Origin of the sequence: Neisseria montereyensis, assembly GCF_024834045.1 — a bacterium.
In the GTDB taxonomy this organism is placed as follows: Bacteria; Pseudomonadota; Gammaproteobacteria; order Burkholderiales; family Neisseriaceae; genus Neisseria; species Neisseria montereyensis.
This window is the reverse complement of record NZ_JANUXW010000002.1, coordinates 303803-320755: the sequence shown is the minus strand read 5'-3', so window position 1 is coordinate 320755 and position 16953 is coordinate 303803. Positions and strand designations below refer to the sequence as shown.

Genomic DNA, 16953 nt, shown 5'->3' with positions numbered 1-16953 from the left:
AAAAAATCCATATCTACCAAAATTATGTCAAATAAATTATAAGACACTACAACACCCTCTTAATAACTACATATTTTGAAATGAAAAGATACTGTTTTATTTTTAAAATAAATTCTATTTTTCCATAGATTCCGAGCATTGCTGTTGCATGTGACAACGCACATACAACCATTTCAAACCATCAAGCAGTGCCGGTAACACACTGGTCGCATGCGTTTCCGCATCATAAATACGCACCTCCGTATCTACTTTTTTTTCAGGTAACTCTGAAAGACGACGCTCCAATAATAACGTTTCCCGAATCATGCCTCGACGCGTTAATATATTTTGACGTTCCTGATTTTGTGCCAAATGAGGAGCTATTTTTTCCTCATACTCACCTACGGTCAAACGTACACCGACAGTTTGTTTTACCTGATTAATATTTTTTAAGAACTTTGGCCAGTCTTGCCAAATACGTTGCTGATTCCACCATATCGAAGGACTGGCAACCAAATAATTTTGAAAACTATTGGGATGGTTAAACAATGTATACAGGCCGAATAAGCCGCCATAAGAATGACCAAATAAACTTTGCCAATCTTGATTCACATGAAAGCGTTTAGCGATATCTGTTTTCAATTCATCTTGTAGGAACTGATAAAACCGCTCGGCACCACCAAACTTTTTATTACGGCGGTCACCGGTATTTTGATAATTTTCAGACGGCGGGGTGTAATCCTCCGCCCTCGCTGCTACATTCAATAATTTCCCGTTCGGATAGCCGATACCGACAATCAACATGGGAACCGTATTATTCTCCATTGCCCGCATAACCATACCTTCGGCAGCCATTGCCGCTACGGGAAATAGTGCATCACCATCTAAAACATACAATACGGGATAACCACCTTCCGGCTCCGCACCTGTTGCAATAACTTGGACACGATATGTTTTACCGGTGTGACGGCTTGTCAATGTATATTCTTTTGCACCTACTAATTTTGCATCACTCATAAAACTCATTTTATCAGGCTGGGTTTGCGCAAAAACCAATGGCATCCCCAGCCCTAAAATAACAACGATAAACGTTATTTTTTTTAAAATATTACCAAGCATAATTTAAGCCTAATACCACGCTGCGGCGACTACCCGGGAAACATTGCGTGGTCGTTGAATTGCCTTCCAAACCACGGCTGAAACAGCCTCCATAATGTTCCTTATCGGTTAAGTTATGCACATTCAGCGAAGCTACCGCACCCTTCAAATTCGGACTAATATGGCCTAAATTATAACGTGCGCCAAGATCAATTAATGTTTTAGACGGTACTTTAAACGTATTGGCAACATCGGCATAGCTAGATGACACATAACGCACACCGGCAGCCAATTCCAGATTTTGATTTAAAAACGCATATTGTGCCCATAACGATGCCATTGTTTTAGGCACCCCTACCGGCTGTTTACCGGCCTCTTCAGCAATATTGGTACGGCTTACCTTCGGGCGCAGCCAAGTGCCTGTTGCAATCGTACTCAAACGATCATTTAAATCCATCCGTGCTTCAAGTTCCAAACCACGCACCTGAACCTGACCGGTTTGAATACGGGCATTGGGATTGGCACCCGGACGTACATCCTTAGTCAATACATTATCTCGGGTCAAATCAAAAGCCGAGCCGCTAAATAATGCTCGCATACCTTGCGGACGGTATTTCAAGCCCGCCTCCCACTGCTTAGCCGTGGTTGGCAAAAACGGATCACCAAACGGATTGGCATCAACGGTGGGTTCAAATGAAGTGGAATAACTCAAATAAGGGGATACACCCGAAGCAAACCGATACATGACACCGGCTTGATAAGTGGTTTTACTATCGGTCAAATTGGTATCGGTAGTACGTCTGCGTGCGGGCAAAACATCAACGGTATCGCGCGTACGCACTTTATCATGACGCAAACCTAACTGCGCCAACCACGGCCCGGCTTCAATTTGATCTTGCAGATAAATCCCCCATTGGCGTTGTTTATGGTTACTGTCACTATTCCACGGTGGTGTAGGAATGTTGCTTGGTTGCGGATTGCTGGTATCAACCGGCGGTACCATTGCACCACGCAAATTACCCAATAAACGATCGGAACGTGTATCGAAATAATCCAAACCGGTATTCAAACTGTGTTGTACCGATCCGGTATGGAAACGGAACCGCCATTGCATATCGGCACTCAAGCCACGCGCATGCTCATCCGCAGCCGTAGATGTACGCGACCAGTTACTACCCGACAAATAAGCCAACAACGATGTATTACGGAAAGAAGACCGACCTTTTGAATACAAAAGATTATGCTGAAACGATATATTGTCATTAAAACTATGAGAAAAACGATAGCCCAAAGTATAATAATGACGGTTATAACGTTCAAAATCACGATCGCCTAAAAACTCGTGGCGCGGCACATTGCCGGCAGGGTTATCAATTAACGTACCTAATGCGGGCAATGAATTATACTCGCCACCCTCCGGATCTCGTTGCCAAAATGCATGGGCAGTCAACTCTGTTTTCGGGCCGATTTTCCATGTAACCGAAGGTGCCAACGCGTAGCGTTTTGTTTTCAAATCGGTTTCAGATTCGTTATAGCGGTATACACCGCCCAACCGTACCGCCACTTTTTCTTCCCCGCTCGGCCCTAACGGCTGATTAACGTCGAAACCAAGAACCCGTTGCTGATTATTGCCCAATCTAGCTTCTACCTCACCTCCGGGTGTAAAGTGAGCACGTCTACTAATTTGGTTTACCATACCACCCGGGCTGATTTGCCCGTATTGCACCGAGTTTGCCCCGCGTACAACATCAATACGTTCCAACAAAAACGGATCCACATTGGGATTCAGATAACTCAATCCCCGTGCCAAACGTTGACCATCCAAGTATTGAACAAAATTGGCCTCCCTACCAAAACCACCAAAACCACGCATAAAAATACTATCGTAGCGGGTACTGGTTCTGGATTCGGAATAAACACCCGGTGTATAACGTAAAGCCTGAGCAACTGTTTCATCACCCTGATCCCGCATTTGATCACGGGTGATTACCGATATTGATGCCGGAGTGTGGTCAATCCGAGTATCCGTCTTCGTTGCCGTCGCACTACGGATAGCCACTACACCCGGAGGGGATTGCCACGCCGACGGTCGTTGAGCCGTAATAGTGACACTTTCCAACTCAACTGTCGGCTCATCATCCGCATATACGGATGTCACACCGCCCAACATCAACAAGGTCAAACACAAAGGCTTCATAGAAAATTGGGAATAATTCATTTTCAGCACCATATTTAATGAATTTTGTCTGTTAAATTATATTTTAAATAGAATTGATTATCAATAACTTTTAAATACTAATTTAATTAACTATTACAAAGAAATAGACTGAAAAATTGAAAAAATATATGCTATCGGGTTTGAAATATATGTGATTTTTATGTTAATTAAATATAAATACTTGGTAAAAATAGCGGCTATTCAAAGTATGACCATAAAAAATTGGCGACAGCTCAAAATATGGGAAATTTCCTAGATAGATGAAAAATAATTTATACCTACACGTCTAAAAAATAATATTGAACCTTTCTTGTTAGCATCCAATACAATTCAAAAACTGACTGTTGTCTAATCAATACAATGTCCACAAATGCCTTACACGCCTAATCAACATCAGCTCAATACTTAGTATTAAATATCATAACGGAATAAAGCCAAAATCCTGTATTTCAGAAATACTACATCCTTTAGACTCACATATTTCTTTTTGAGCAATGATATTATCAACCCTCAAAATAACAACAGAATACCCTACATATATAGGGCTTTCAGTCACTTGTAACCAACCAGCTCCAATATTCCATTCACCTATACCCTGCTCCAGCGCCATAGCATGCTCACCTAAAAGCTTTGTATACCATTTCCGTAATACAGAATAATCATGAACATGGATTACAGTAATCACACCATTAAAATAATATTTATGCATTTTTATCCCGCCTTTTAAAATAGCCATCAATAATGAGACGGAACCTGTTTTTAATTCAGATTATTGCGAACATTCAAAATATACAGATTGCCAAAATGTTTCTTATCAGCATGATATGCCCAATAAACATATGAAATATTCAATACATGCACAAAAAGTAATCAATTAAGAATAAAGGCCGTCTGAAAACTTTCAGACGGCCTTTATTCTTAAACGTAATAATCTGTATCTGTACCGATAATATGCCTTTTTTCAAAAGCATATGTCCCACCATACGCAATACGAGACCAAATGGTTTCAGCCCGATAATAGACATAGCCGTTAGCTTGGTACTGTGCGCAAGCGCTATAACATTAACGCCTTAAGGCAAGCAGTAACACGCCGCTCGCCACAAACACAATCCCCAGCCATTCTTGCGCACTAGGTCGCTCTTTGAGAAAAATAACCGCCATCAGCGCAACCAATACCAAACTGAATTTATCGACCGGTGCCACTTTCGACGCATCACCAAGCTGTAAAGCTTTGAAATAAGCGAGCCATGATGCGCCGGTCGCCAACCCGGATAATACGAGAAAACCCCAGTTTTTCACACTAAGCGTCGCCGGATTTTGCCATTTGCCGCTATAACTTAAAAAAAGCGCTAAAGCCGCGACAATCACCAATGTACGGATAAAAGTAGCAAAATCAGAATCAATTCCTTGTAAACCGACTTTAGCAAAAATGGCGGTAAGTGCCGCAAAAACGGCGGATGTTAACGCCCAAAATAACCAACCGTGTTCAGCCATTATTCCTCCTATACACATACCATACCGGATTTTCGAGTAGCAATATTATGCTATTTAAATTCTACTGCTTATAAGTCATTGTAACAATTGTATATTATTGAAAGGAAACAAAGATTTAAGAATAATTCATTTCGATATCATGTGTTTAAATTATATTTAAAGTAAAATTGATTATCAATAAAATTTAATTCCGATTAAATCCATTATTACAACCAAATAAACACAAAGCCGTCTGAATAATTCAGACGGCTTTGTGTTTATTTTATAATAACAATTAAGCAGATAACGTACCTTTCGTTGAAGGCATACGACCGGCCATACGATCATCAAACTCAACAGCCATACGCAATGCCCGGCCAAATGCTTTAAATATGGTTTCAGCCTGATGGTGGGCATTCTTGCCGCGTAGATTATCAATATGCAATGTCATCATACTGTGATTCACCAAACCGGCAAAAAACTCACCAAATAAATCCACATCAAATCTACCTATTATCGCACGGGTATACTCTACGTTATAAGACAAACCCGGACGGCCGGACAAATCAATCACAACACGGCTTAAAGCCTCATCCAGCGGCACATAAGCATGACCATAACGGCGGATGCCAGCTTTGTCACCCAAAGCCTGTTTCAGTGCCTGCCCCAAAGTAATACCGATATCTTCTACTGTATGGTGATCATCAATATGCAAATCACCTTTACAGGTAATATCAATATCAATCAAACTATGACGTGCAATCTGATCCATCATATGTTCTAAAAATGGCACACCGGTATCAAAATGACTCTGCCCTGTCCCATCTAAATTAATGGCAACCGAAATTTGTGTTTCGCTTGTATTGCGGTTAACAATTGCTACACGCCCTTCGGCAGACTGAAAATCCAATACCGGTAGATCGCTATGGGATATGGCAGATACGGCCGCTTCTTTTTTACGCTGTTCCGCTTCAGAATCATGTTCGCGATTCATCCAACCTTTACGTTTACCCATGCCACTTTCAAGCTTAGCCAATAATGAGGCTCTAATCCCCCGTCCGTTTTCATCATTACTTTGTATTTCCAAACGGCGTTTGATTTGCGACAACGATGCCGAATTATCATAACCGCAACGGCGGGCCAATTCAGCCATCGAACCGGCTTCTTTAATCAGCAGTAATAAGTTTTGCAAATGGAGTTGTGTTTTGTTCATAACTGTTTCCAAAAATGTTGTCATTAAATTGATAAAAATCAGTAACGTTATTCTTTAAATTAACATTCAAAATAACTTTTATCTTTCGTCATATAGCTTATTAAAAACATTGATTACAGCATTATTCTCTTCAGGTGATCCTACAGTAATACGCACACATTCGTCTAAAAGAGGATGCACACCATGTAATTTTTTAATCAAGATTTTATTTTGTTTTAATGTTTCATAGAGTAACCCGGCATCAGGCACCCTGACCGTCAGGAAATTAGCTTCACTGGGGAAAACGTTCAGACGGCCTATTGCCGACAATGCTGCCAATAGCCTTTCCCGCTCTTTTTTTAATTGTCCAATCGTTTCAGCAATCTTTTCCGAATGTTGCAAAGCAAATTTAGCCGTTGCCAAACTTAATTGATTCATATTGTAAGGCGGCGTGATTTTTGCCAACTCATTAATCACCGTAGCAGCGCCAGAAGCATAACCGATACGCAAGCCGGCAAAACCAATTTTGCTGATAGTACGCATCACAATTAAATTTTCAATGCTGCCTGCCTGAGGAAGAAAACTATCGCGGCTAAACGCACCATATGCCTCATCCACTACTACAATACCCTTGGCGGCACGGATGATTTGTTCCACTTCTTCCCGCTCGAAACATACCCCGGTCGGATTGTTCGGATATGCAATAAAAATTAAAGCCGGATTATGCTTTTCAATGGCTGCCAAAACCGCCGTTAAATTCAAGGTAAAATCATCATTCAACGGAACACCGACATAATTCATACCATACAGAACGGCATTGTGCTTATACATCACAAAGCTTGGTTCCACCGCCAAAACCGTTGCTTCAGGTTTAGCAACCAGCATAGTAAGCAACTGGATTAATTCGTCGGAACCGTTCCCCAACGCAATTTGAGCGGCATCCGGAATATTAAATGCCTGCCGCAGCGCTTCTTGTAATCCGCTGGTAGCCGGATTGGGATAAAGGTGAATAGGTGCTTGAGACAACAACTCAAGCCATCGTCTTTTAAGTGTTTCATCACTTGAAAACGGATGATACGGGCTTTCCATAGCATCCAATTTAATAAAGCCTTCCGGCAACTCTGCAACCTGATACGCCGTTAACGCTTGAATATCGTCGCGTATAAAATCAGATAATATCGTCATATCCGCATTATTCTTTCTTCGATTATATTCATTAACTTTTTATTCAGACATCAATAAAAAAGCCGTCTGAAAAGAATGATTTTATTATTATATAGACAAAACAGTTACACCCGCCATTACTCTTAAGACTTATAGCAAACGTTTCACATTTTTTTACCCAATCAATATTTAGTATTAATAATACATTCCGTTTAATTATTTTTTATCCTAAAAATAATTAAACATAGTAAAAAACAAACTTTTTCTAAATAAAAAATTAATATACACTATTTGGATTCATTATAGCACCACATATATTACTTTATATCAAATACGATGAAACAATGTTTTTTATTTCCAATGAAAAAAACGGGGTAGAATATCATCTGCCCCTCATCACAACCTGCTGTTTTTAATAATATAACTACATACAACTTTTCAGACGGCCTATAAATACAAATACTCAAGTACCAAAATACACCGTATCACCATCATCAATACGGCGTATCTGCCAATGGTATACCGCTTCCAATCGATCCGGCTGCATCACTTCCTCCGGCGTACCGGCTGCAACAATACTGCCTTTATCCAACAGCACAATATATTGGGCATAGCGTGCAGCCAGGTTTAAATCATGTAAAACCATAACCGCACTAAACTCATTTCGCCGAGTGTTCAAATAATGCATTAAACCGTGCTGATGACGGATATCGAGATGGTTACACGGCTCATCCAGTAACACGACAGGCGCTTTTTGCAATAATGCACGGACAATATTGGCGCGCTGCCGCTCACCACCGGAAAGCGTTTGAATCCGTTTTCCGGCCAAATCCTGCAAATCAAAATAAGTTAATAATTCGGTAATGTCTTCAGAAGATTTCGAGGCCGTCTGAAACGGCCATGCAGAGCCATTTTGAACACCCAGCCGCACATATTCTTCTAAAGTCAGCGGCATTTGATATTGGCCGTGCTGCCCTACCCACGCCACTTTACCCTGCTTCAATTGAGGCGGTACGGCATGATCGAATAAAGTAATTTCCCCCTTGCCCGCCAAGCCGATTAGCGCCTTCAACAAAGTGGATTTACCCGCACCGTTTGGCCCGATAACAGCAGTATGGCAACCGGCAGGAATATCCAGCTTATCAATAGTCAACAGGGTTTTATTTTTGGTTTCGACAAGCAGGTTACGGATACTGAAAGCAGTCTGCATAGTCATTTCCTCATCATCAAAACAGGCATTGCCTGATTTTTATTCAACAGACCTTATAAACGGTTACGCAACGGCCTTAAAAATAACCACATAAAGAACGGCCCGCCCAATAAAGCAATCACAATCCCTACCGGCAGATCCACCGGATAGGCAAACCATCTGGCCGCGCTATCCACCACCAGCAAGAAAACCGCACCGAGCCAGCCCGAAAGCAAAATCAGCTTACTGCGACGCCCGCCGACAGCTTGAGCCACCACATTCGGAATCATCATGCCGAGGAAGCCGATAATGCCCGATAGCGAGACCGCCGCACCGGTTAACAAAGCCGCACCCACCACCGTTTGCACGCGTACGTTGTTTACCGAAATGCCCATACTCACCGCAGTTTCTTCACCCAGCATCAGAATATCCAGCTTTTTGCCCACCAATACCAATAACAGCAAACCAGCCAACATCACGGCAAAAGCATACCATTGCGAAGTAAACCCCGCCTCAGACAAACTGCCGGAAAGCCATACCGTCGCACTACGCAACACCATGTCATCCGACAAAAACAAAATCAAGCTCACAATGGCGGCGGAAAAGGCACTCAACACAAAACCTAACACCAACAAGCCCAATGTGCCCCCGCCGATAAAACGGTGCACGCCCAAAATCAATAAGCAAACCGCCAAAGCGCCTAAAAAAGCCGCCAACGGTACGCCGATGGCACCGCCGCCCAATACCAGTACCACAATCACGCCTAAAGCAGCGCCACCCGAAGTACCAATCAGACTAGGGTCTGCCAAAGGGTTTTCAAACAATGCCTGCAAAGCCGCACCGGCCGCCGCCAAAGCCGACCCGACCAATAAAGCCGATATTACCCGCGGCAGACGGATAGCACGGATGGTTTCATCCATTTCATGCGGCATCTGCCAATCGCCGAAACCAATACCGGCGCAAAACCAAACAACCGCAATGGAAACCATCAATAAGAGAATAAGTGTTCGAGCTTTCATTATTTATCCCCACCAAATTCAATAAGGCCGTCTGAAATGATTTCAGACGGCCTTCCGAATCGGCTGGCCGTATTATTTTGCCAGCCCGTTCAATTTACGCACCACTTGCGGGGTATCCAAACCATAACGGAACATATCATTGGCTTTCCAGAAATAGATTTTGCCGTTTTTGGCCGCATTGCTTCCGGCTATCTCAGGGCGGGCGGCAAACTGTTTGGCACTGCCCACCAGCTTCATATTATGGTCGGCGATAATAATCACATCCGGCTTAGCTGCAATCCACGCTTCGCGCGTCAACGGTTTCATACCGTCAAGGTTAGATGCCGCATTAATACCACCGGCACTTCTGATAATTTCATCGGCTGCGGTATTTTTACCGGCAACAAGGCGGCCGTCATAACTAAATAAATAACGTTTGCCGTTTTTCGGCTGTTGCTTCATTTGTGCCTGCCATTTACCGGCTAGTGCATTGGCTTGCGCCGTTTTATTCATTAACCGGCCTACGGTACGAATGGCTTGCGGATAAGAAGCCAAATCGTCTTTAGGCGCCACATTCACTGCATTAACACCAACGCCTTTCAAACGGTCGAAAATACTGACAGGCTGAACCATCCACGAACCAATGGCCAAATCCGGTTTAGCCGCAATAATCGGTTCGACATTCAATTGGCGGTAAATACCGATAACCGGCTTATTTTTTACCGCCGGATTTTGAGTCGTTTGATCTCGGCCGACAATCTCATTGGTACCGCCCAAAGCCACCACAATATCGGTCACATCGGGCGACATCACCACAATACGTTGCGCATAGGCAGTTGGAAGCACCGCGCATAAAACGGCAACAGCAAATATGGTTTTTTTCATCTCTTTATATCCTTTAATTTTTAATTTGAATCGGTTTCAGACGGCCCCTGCCATAACGCATCGGTTATTTCACGCCATACCGCTTGTTCCGTTTCACCTTCTTTACGTTTACCAAACAACTGAATCACCGTTTTACGGCGGCTGTCGAAACCCTCGATACAGGTAATAAAGCCATCGCGTGTCGGACGGCGCACAATCCAGCTTTCAACGATTTCATCATCTTTCAAATGCATGCTGAAGCCTTCTTCTTTACCATCGAGTACATTCAAATAACCACGGGCACGAACAACATTATGAACTTTGCCGGTTTGAATCTGCACGATACCGCGGTTGCCCGAAAAAATCATAATTTCCATGCCTTTATCCCGCACTGCTTCCAGTGCCGCCTGCCAAACTTCCACGCCGACCTGCTTGGCTCCGCCGGGCGGGGCATGACGGTATGATTCCTGACGGTCGATACCGAATGTTTCCAGAATACCATTAAAATGATGCACATCCTTCAGCTCATTCCAACGCTCCTGAAAGGCTTTTTCATGCCCTTCAGCCAATCGGGGCATGGATACTTCAGGCAATTCACCCTTCTGAAATACCGGTTTGTCAGCCGTTTTAAACGCTTCGATAAAAGCATGCCATTCGGCATCCTTGTTTTCTTCAATTAAAAAAACCTTTTGAAGTGCCGTACCAAACTCATCATAGAATTGAATCGAACGGCTTACTTTGCCATGTTCGCCCACACTTTCCACCGCCAACACATGATGCCAACGGCTGGCGAAAATACGCAGATCGATACCGCCCGGGTTCACTGCAATACCCGAACTTTCGGATATGCTCACATTTTCATATAGACCCTGTTTTTCATGTACGCAAAGACTGTTGCGGACAATACTCTGTATCTGCCCCAACGTATGCAATTTCAACACAATACCGCGCACATTAGACTTACCGCCCAAATAAACCGTTTTAGGCGCATCGGCCATTAATTCACCTTCGCTCACACCTAAATCAGCCGCAGCCTCACGCGGAAAATACATACCTTGTTTATTTGCCTTATTCTCTTGGTATTGTTGCCAGAGATTCGCCATTAGTTTTTCCTTTTCTTTTACATCTATTATTTCAGACGGCCTCTTATGCTGCACAAGCACCATATAGCATTTAACATAAAAATGACATAATAATGGGCCGTCTGAAACACATTATCTTTATCCTTGCCAATATCACAATCTGCACGGGCAAAATACTGCCATCCGCTATCAAACCGGATACGACAAAGAAATCATTAAACCATTATCATCACTATTGCAAAACCCTAAAAATAGAACAATAGCTCTTGATAATGATTTGTATTTAATAACAGGGTATTTATAGCACAAAATCCAACTCGGCATGGCATGATTAAACAAAATTTTCCTAAATTATTCGTCATAGGCACGAATGCATTACCCATCAAAGATTAATAATCTATTCAATCGACAGGAAATTTTTCAGACGGCCTTGATTTTTCCACACTTAAACCTTATAACGCATATATCTATTTTTAATTTTATGAGAAATATAAAAACCGCATGACCCACACCGTTCACCTTCAATTCGATGATATCGACAATACCGTATTGCAACGCTTATGCGGCGCACTCGACCACAACCTCAACACCCTCGCCCAAGCGCTGGATATTGAAATCAGCCGACGTTTTTCCAACTTTACTTTTTTAGGCGAATTGGCACATGCCGGCCGCCGCGCCCTCATTGCACTGGCCGGACTTGCCGAAAAACGCGACTTGGAAGACAACGATATCCGGCTTGCCGCCGTCGAAGCCAAAACCGCCGATGAACAGCACCAAGAAAAGCACCACGATCAACAATATTATCTGCGTACCAAACGCGGCAGTATCGGCGGGCGGACACCCCGTCAAAACGGCTATATCCGCGCCCTACTCAACCATGATATTGTGTTCGGTTTAGGGCCTGCCGGTACGGGCAAAACCTATCTAGCTGTTGCCGCCGCCGTCGATGCGATGGAAAAACACCAAATCGAACGTATTATCCTCGTCCGCCCCGCCGTTGAAGCCGGTGAAAAACTCGGCTTTCTGCCGGGAGATTTAGCACAAAAAGTCGATCCCTACCTGCGCCCGCTTTACGATGCACTTTATGATTTAATGGGGTTCGACCGCGTCGGTAAACTGCTCGAAAAAGGCCTAATCGAAATCGCCCCGCTTGCCTATATGCGCGGCCGTACACTCAACGGCGCCTATGTGATTCTTGATGAAGCACAAAACACCACGCCCGAACAAATGAAAATGTTCCTAACCCGTATCGGATTCGGTGCCAAAGCCGTAATTACCGGCGATATCAGTCAAATCGACTTACCGCGCAATATCAAATCCGGTTTAAAAGATGCCAAAGAAAAACTGGCCGGAATCGAAGGCTTATATTTCCACACTTTCACCAGTGAAGACGTTGTGCGACATCCGTTGGTACAAAAAATTGTCGAAGCTTACGATGCGGCGGATGAAGCGGAAGCATAACGTTCCTAACCTATCTGTTTTCAAAGCAGGCTGACTGCTTGCGTAAAGTTTTATTGATAAGAATTCATCGTGTATTCAACAATAAAAGAGAGTAAAACACACCGATGCGTTTTACTCTCTTTTTTTAAATTTATCCCCTTGAATCCAATCGAATTCAAAGGGATAAATTTATATTAGCGTGTTATCCGATTAAGCGGCAGTTTCACCAAACTGACCACTTTGATAGTCTCTCATTGCTTGAACGATTTCTTGTTCTTTGTTCATCACAAACGGGCCGTATTGAACAATAGGTTCGTTTAATGGGCGGCCGGTAACAAGAATCAGTTTAGTTGCCTGATCTTTATCAGCTTCAATAACAATACCGTCGGCATTGTCATCATTTTTTAAGACGGCCATATGTTTAATCGGTAATTTTTGACCTGCAACAGTCGCACTGCCTTCATATATAAAGAGGAAGCCATTGTGGTCTGCCGGAATGTTATGTTTGAACGTTGCACCTGCCGGCAAATGGATATCCAAATAGTTAGGTTCCGTTACTTCACGCGTTACCGCGCCTTGAACACCATTTGATTCACCGGCAATCACGGTTACTTTAGTACCATTTTCAGTTTCAAATTTAGGCAGGTCTGCACTTTGGAAATCTCTGTACCAAGGATCTTTCATTTTATCTTTAGCAGGCAGGTTCAACCAAAGTTGGAAGCCGTCCATTTCACCATCTTCTTGTTCCGGCAGTTCTGAATGGATAACACCTCTTGCCGCCGTCATCCATTGAACACCGCCATTTTCCAATAAACCTTCATGACCGGCACTGTCTTTATGACGCATACGTCCGGTTATCATATAAGTGATGGTTTCAAATCCACGGTGCGGGTGGCTGGGGAAACCGGCAATATAATCGTCAGGGTTATCACTTTTGAAGTTGTCCAACATCAAATACGGGTCTAAACGTTTTTGTAATTGATGGGTTAATACACGGGTAAGTTTTACACCTGCACCATCTTGCGTTTCCACACCTGCATATAAGAATTCAATTTGACGGGATTGTTTCACAACCACATCATTTTTCACAATATTTGTCATAATTATCTCCTAAAATGGTATGTATTCGTTACTGATTAATTATCAGCCTATTAAACGGCTCTCTAGTATTGCGTCTAACATATATCCGGAATCTTATTAAACAAGTGGTTTATCCGCCGAAATCATTAAAATTAACGATAAGTCAATGATTTAAATATATAAAATTAACATCAAGATCTAGAAAAATTTTCGAGTTAAAACTCTGGAAAATCTAATATATGCGATAAATTATCGTTTTCAGCATTTAAAAAATTTAAAAACAAAATGTGCCCCGAAATCGTATCCGATACTTCAAAAACAACATAGCACAAGGCTATACGCAAAAATATTTTTGGTATTAGCCGAATTGTACTTTGTGGAAATACTATGAAATCCACTGTAAGTCTTAAAAAATGTACCGTTCATTTTTTATTTTTATGAAAAATCATATTGGAGTATATAACATATCATTAACTTATTAATATAATTAAAAAGAAAATGAAATAAATTAACTTAAAAAACTTATAAAAAATTAACATATATTTAATACTGTTATTGATAATAAATATAATTATTATATAAATAAAAATAAATATATAATTAAATCATACTATTAAAGAAAAATTAATTCTAAAATAATTGACTAACATTTTTACTCAGATTAATATGATAAAGATTTTTATTTTCACATGAAGTTTATTATGATGATAATAAATCGTAAAAATAAAGATGGAAATAGAAAGTGAATCAATTAAATTTTAATTCGATTTTGTGTGTTGTTATCAATATGTTTATTTCATTACACACCAGGAGACTAGCCCCATGAAGAAAAAAACACATGTAATAATAACCAGCACCCGTAAAAACTCCATGGCTTTAGGTGTCGGCTTACTGGCAGCCACTATGAACCCGGCCTTGGCGGCAGATTCCACAACAGAACTTGGAACTATTAATGTCCGCGATAACAGACCTATCCGCAGTGGTTATGAAGCGCCGGATACCACCATCGGCAAACGCTTACAGGATGTACAGGAAATTCCACAAAGTGCAACCGTCATCAACCAACAATTAATGAAAGACCAAGCAACCTCCGATCTTAAAAGTGCATTAAAAAATGCCGGTATTACTTTCCAAGCAGGTGAAGGCGGTCAGGCAGAGGTTCCGATTATCCGTGGCTTCCATGCCGGGGGCGACGTGTTTGAAGACGGTATGCGCGGCTCTTCTGCTCAGTTTAACACTGATACCTTCAATACCGATCATGTCGAAGTACTCAAAGGCAGTGCCGGTATCTTATTCGGCCGCGGGGTAGGAGGCGGTGTCATCAACCAAGTCAGCAAAATGCCTTATTTAGGAACCGGCGGTGATGTTGCCGTCGGTTTCGGTAGCCGCAGTTATAAACGTTTTACCGGCGACTACAATCATGCATTCAACGACAACGTAGCCGTTCGTTTGAATATTATGGGCGAAGGCAGAGACTCTTTCCGTAAACCTGTCGATACTAAAAAATTCGGTATCGCACCTACTGTCTCCTTCGGTTTAAGCGGAGATACCCGACTCGATTTAGGTTACAAATATATAAAAGAAGACAACACGCCAGATTTAGGTGTGACTTATCGAAGAACCGGACCGGCAACGGCCGTAGCCGATGATCGTTATTTCAATACCAATATAGGTTATCCCGGTCTTGAGTCTGAGAAGAGCTACAATCAGGTAGCAACAGCCAAACTGACACATAAATTTAATGACAATGCCAGTATTGACAATACGTTGCGCTACAGCAAAACAAAATTCGACTCTTTTACCATGGCTCCGCGCCTGAATCCCGACGGAACCCAAGTACGCCGTATTTTCAGTGATTACAAAACCATTATTTATAATGCCGACACATGGAGCAACCTAACGAATTTCAACTATAAATTCGATACGGGCGGCATCAAACATGATCTGTTAACCACATTGGAATTGATACGTGAAAAACGTGATACCTACAGACCTGCCCATGTTTTCACTATCGACGGCAATCCGGCCGCACTGAGTGACGGTCTGCCTTATAATATTGCCACTGGTACTTTTGCGCCCGGCAATGTTACCCACATGCGCCTTCCGGTAGAACCTACCGTAACCAAAACCAATACCGTCGGGCTCGGCGTAAGCGATATTATCGAGCTGACGCCGACTGTCAAAGCCGTTGCCGGCGTGCGTTATAACCATATTAAAACAAAAAATAGAGCGGCAACCGACGGCCAAGAGGTTTCCCGTTCGGACAATTTATGGACTTATACCGGCAGCCTGATTTGGGACTACCTACCCGGTCGTAATGTTTATGCCACCTATTCAACATCTGCCATGCCGGTCACTTTCCGCGTCATAGGTGCCTGGGCCAGCTTGGACCCCTCCCAACTGGTTTCCGCTCCGGAAAGAACCCGTACATTTGAAATCGGTACCAAGAATTCTTTCTTTGACGATGCGCTGACCGTCAACGCCGCCCTGTTCCATACGCGTAAAACCAACCAATATGTCCGCAACGCCGGCTTTGCTGACGAAGTAAAAGTTTACGGTCTGGATGCCGGTGTGACCGGACGCATTACCGACCGCCTCAACTTAATCAGTAATGTTGTAATCAGCAACGGTAAAGTGAGAGCAGATGATCCGGCAACATTCCAACTGAACGACAAATTCCCCGAAGCAGCCGCCAAAGTTACGGCTAATATGTGGGCCAACTATCGGGTAACCAACGACATCAATACCGGTTTGGGCATACGTTACGTTGGTAAACGTTATACCTATGATCCTAACATATTACAAAAACTGCCGTCGTATACCTTAGTAGACGCCATGGTCAGCTATGAAAACCGTAACTATCGTGCACAGCTGAACGTGAACAACTTGTTTGATAAAAAATATTTCGAATCCGGTATCCGCCCGCATGCTTTCCCGGGTGAGCGCCGCACCATATTGGCTACATTCGGTTATAAATTCTAAACATCAGATGTAGCCTTATGAAAAACCGGTTCGGCATACGTTGGATAGTGATAAAATCCATACCGATTTATCCCTATCCAACGTATGCCGAACCGGTTTACTTCATAGCAATAGGCCGTCTGAAAACAACTGGATAGCGGCAACCTTTTCAGACGGCCTATCTAATCTGATGTTTTAACCGGAATCAGATTAAA

General features: G+C 42.7%; 14 protein-coding genes. 3 read left to right on the top strand and 11 right to left on the bottom strand.

Features of this window, described 5'->3' with window-relative positions:
- Positions 1-114: 114 nt before the first annotated feature.
- The 10 genes from NXS09_RS03805 to NXS09_RS03760 all read right to left on the bottom strand — a co-directional run bounded on the left by NXS09_RS03805 (position 115) and on the right by NXS09_RS03760 (position 11278).
- Positions 115-1041 (bottom strand): alpha/beta hydrolase, encoded by a 927-nt coding sequence (locus NXS09_RS03805; protein WP_259291221.1) that lies wholly within the window; start codon positions 1039-1041, stop codon positions 115-117.
- 46 nt (positions 1042-1087) lie between these two features.
- Positions 1088-3295 carry a TonB-dependent siderophore receptor gene (locus tag NXS09_RS03800; RefSeq protein WP_259291220.1) on the bottom strand — a complete coding sequence of 736 codons (2208 nt, stop codon included), beginning with the start codon at positions 3293-3295 and terminating at the stop codon, positions 1088-1090.
- A 418-nt stretch (positions 3296-3713) separates the two neighbouring features.
- On the bottom strand, positions 3714-4004 hold the full coding sequence (locus NXS09_RS03795) for a hypothetical protein (protein WP_259291219.1): 291 nt from the start codon (positions 4002-4004) through the stop codon (positions 3714-3716).
- Between the two features lie 353 nt (positions 4005-4357).
- Positions 4358-4789 (bottom strand): EamA family transporter, encoded by a 432-nt coding sequence (locus NXS09_RS03790; RefSeq protein ID WP_259291218.1) that lies wholly within the window; start codon positions 4787-4789, stop codon positions 4358-4360.
- Positions 4790-5063: 274 nt separating this feature from the next.
- Positions 5064-5981, bottom strand: a complete 918-nt coding sequence (hisB, locus tag NXS09_RS03785; protein WP_259291217.1) for an imidazoleglycerol-phosphate dehydratase HisB — start codon at positions 5979-5981, stop codon at positions 5064-5066.
- A 78-nt stretch (positions 5982-6059) separates the two neighbouring features.
- Positions 6060-7145, bottom strand: coding sequence for a histidinol-phosphate transaminase (gene hisC, locus NXS09_RS03780; protein WP_259291216.1), 1086 nt, complete (start codon positions 7143-7145; stop codon positions 6060-6062).
- A gap of 442 nt (positions 7146-7587) precedes the next feature.
- Positions 7588-8334 carry an ABC transporter ATP-binding protein gene (locus NXS09_RS03775; RefSeq protein ID WP_259291215.1) on the bottom strand — a complete coding sequence of 249 codons (747 nt, stop codon included), beginning with the start codon at positions 8332-8334 and terminating at the stop codon, positions 7588-7590.
- Between the two features lie 53 nt (positions 8335-8387).
- Positions 8388-9332: a FecCD family ABC transporter permease gene (locus NXS09_RS03770; RefSeq protein ID WP_259291214.1), complete on the bottom strand. Its 945-nt coding sequence runs from the start codon at positions 9330-9332 to the stop codon at positions 8388-8390.
- Between the two features lie 72 nt (positions 9333-9404).
- On the bottom strand, positions 9405-10196 hold the full coding sequence (locus NXS09_RS03765; protein ID WP_259291213.1) for a heme/hemin ABC transporter substrate-binding protein: 792 nt from the start codon (positions 10194-10196) through the stop codon (positions 9405-9407).
- Between the two features lie 20 nt (positions 10197-10216).
- Complete coding sequence (locus tag NXS09_RS03760; RefSeq protein ID WP_259291212.1) at positions 10217-11278, bottom strand: ChuX/HutX family heme-like substrate-binding protein; 1062 nt, start codon at positions 11276-11278, stop codon at positions 10217-10219.
- A gap of 480 nt (positions 11279-11758) precedes the next feature.
- Between NXS09_RS03760 and NXS09_RS03755 the strand changes: the two genes are divergently transcribed.
- Positions 11759-12718 carry a PhoH family protein gene (locus tag NXS09_RS03755; protein ID WP_259291211.1) on the top strand — a complete coding sequence of 320 codons (960 nt, stop codon included), beginning with the start codon at positions 11759-11761 and terminating at the stop codon, positions 12716-12718.
- 189 nt (positions 12719-12907) lie between these two features.
- On the opposite strand, the gene NXS09_RS03750 is transcribed toward NXS09_RS03755, so the two are convergent.
- Positions 12908-13798 (bottom strand): pirin family protein, encoded by an 891-nt coding sequence (locus tag NXS09_RS03750; protein ID WP_259291210.1) that lies wholly within the window; start codon positions 13796-13798, stop codon positions 12908-12910.
- An 801-nt stretch (positions 13799-14599) separates the two neighbouring features.
- Between NXS09_RS03750 and NXS09_RS03745 the strand changes: the two genes are divergently transcribed.
- Entirely contained in the window at positions 14600-16759 is a 2160-nt protein-coding gene (locus NXS09_RS03745; RefSeq protein ID WP_259291209.1) for a TonB-dependent receptor, read from the top strand.
- A gap of 40 nt (positions 16760-16799) precedes the next feature.
- Positions 16800-16937: a hypothetical protein gene (locus tag NXS09_RS03740; RefSeq protein ID WP_259291208.1), complete on the top strand. Its 138-nt coding sequence runs from the start codon at positions 16800-16802 to the stop codon at positions 16935-16937.
- Positions 16938-16953: the final 16 nt, after the last annotated feature.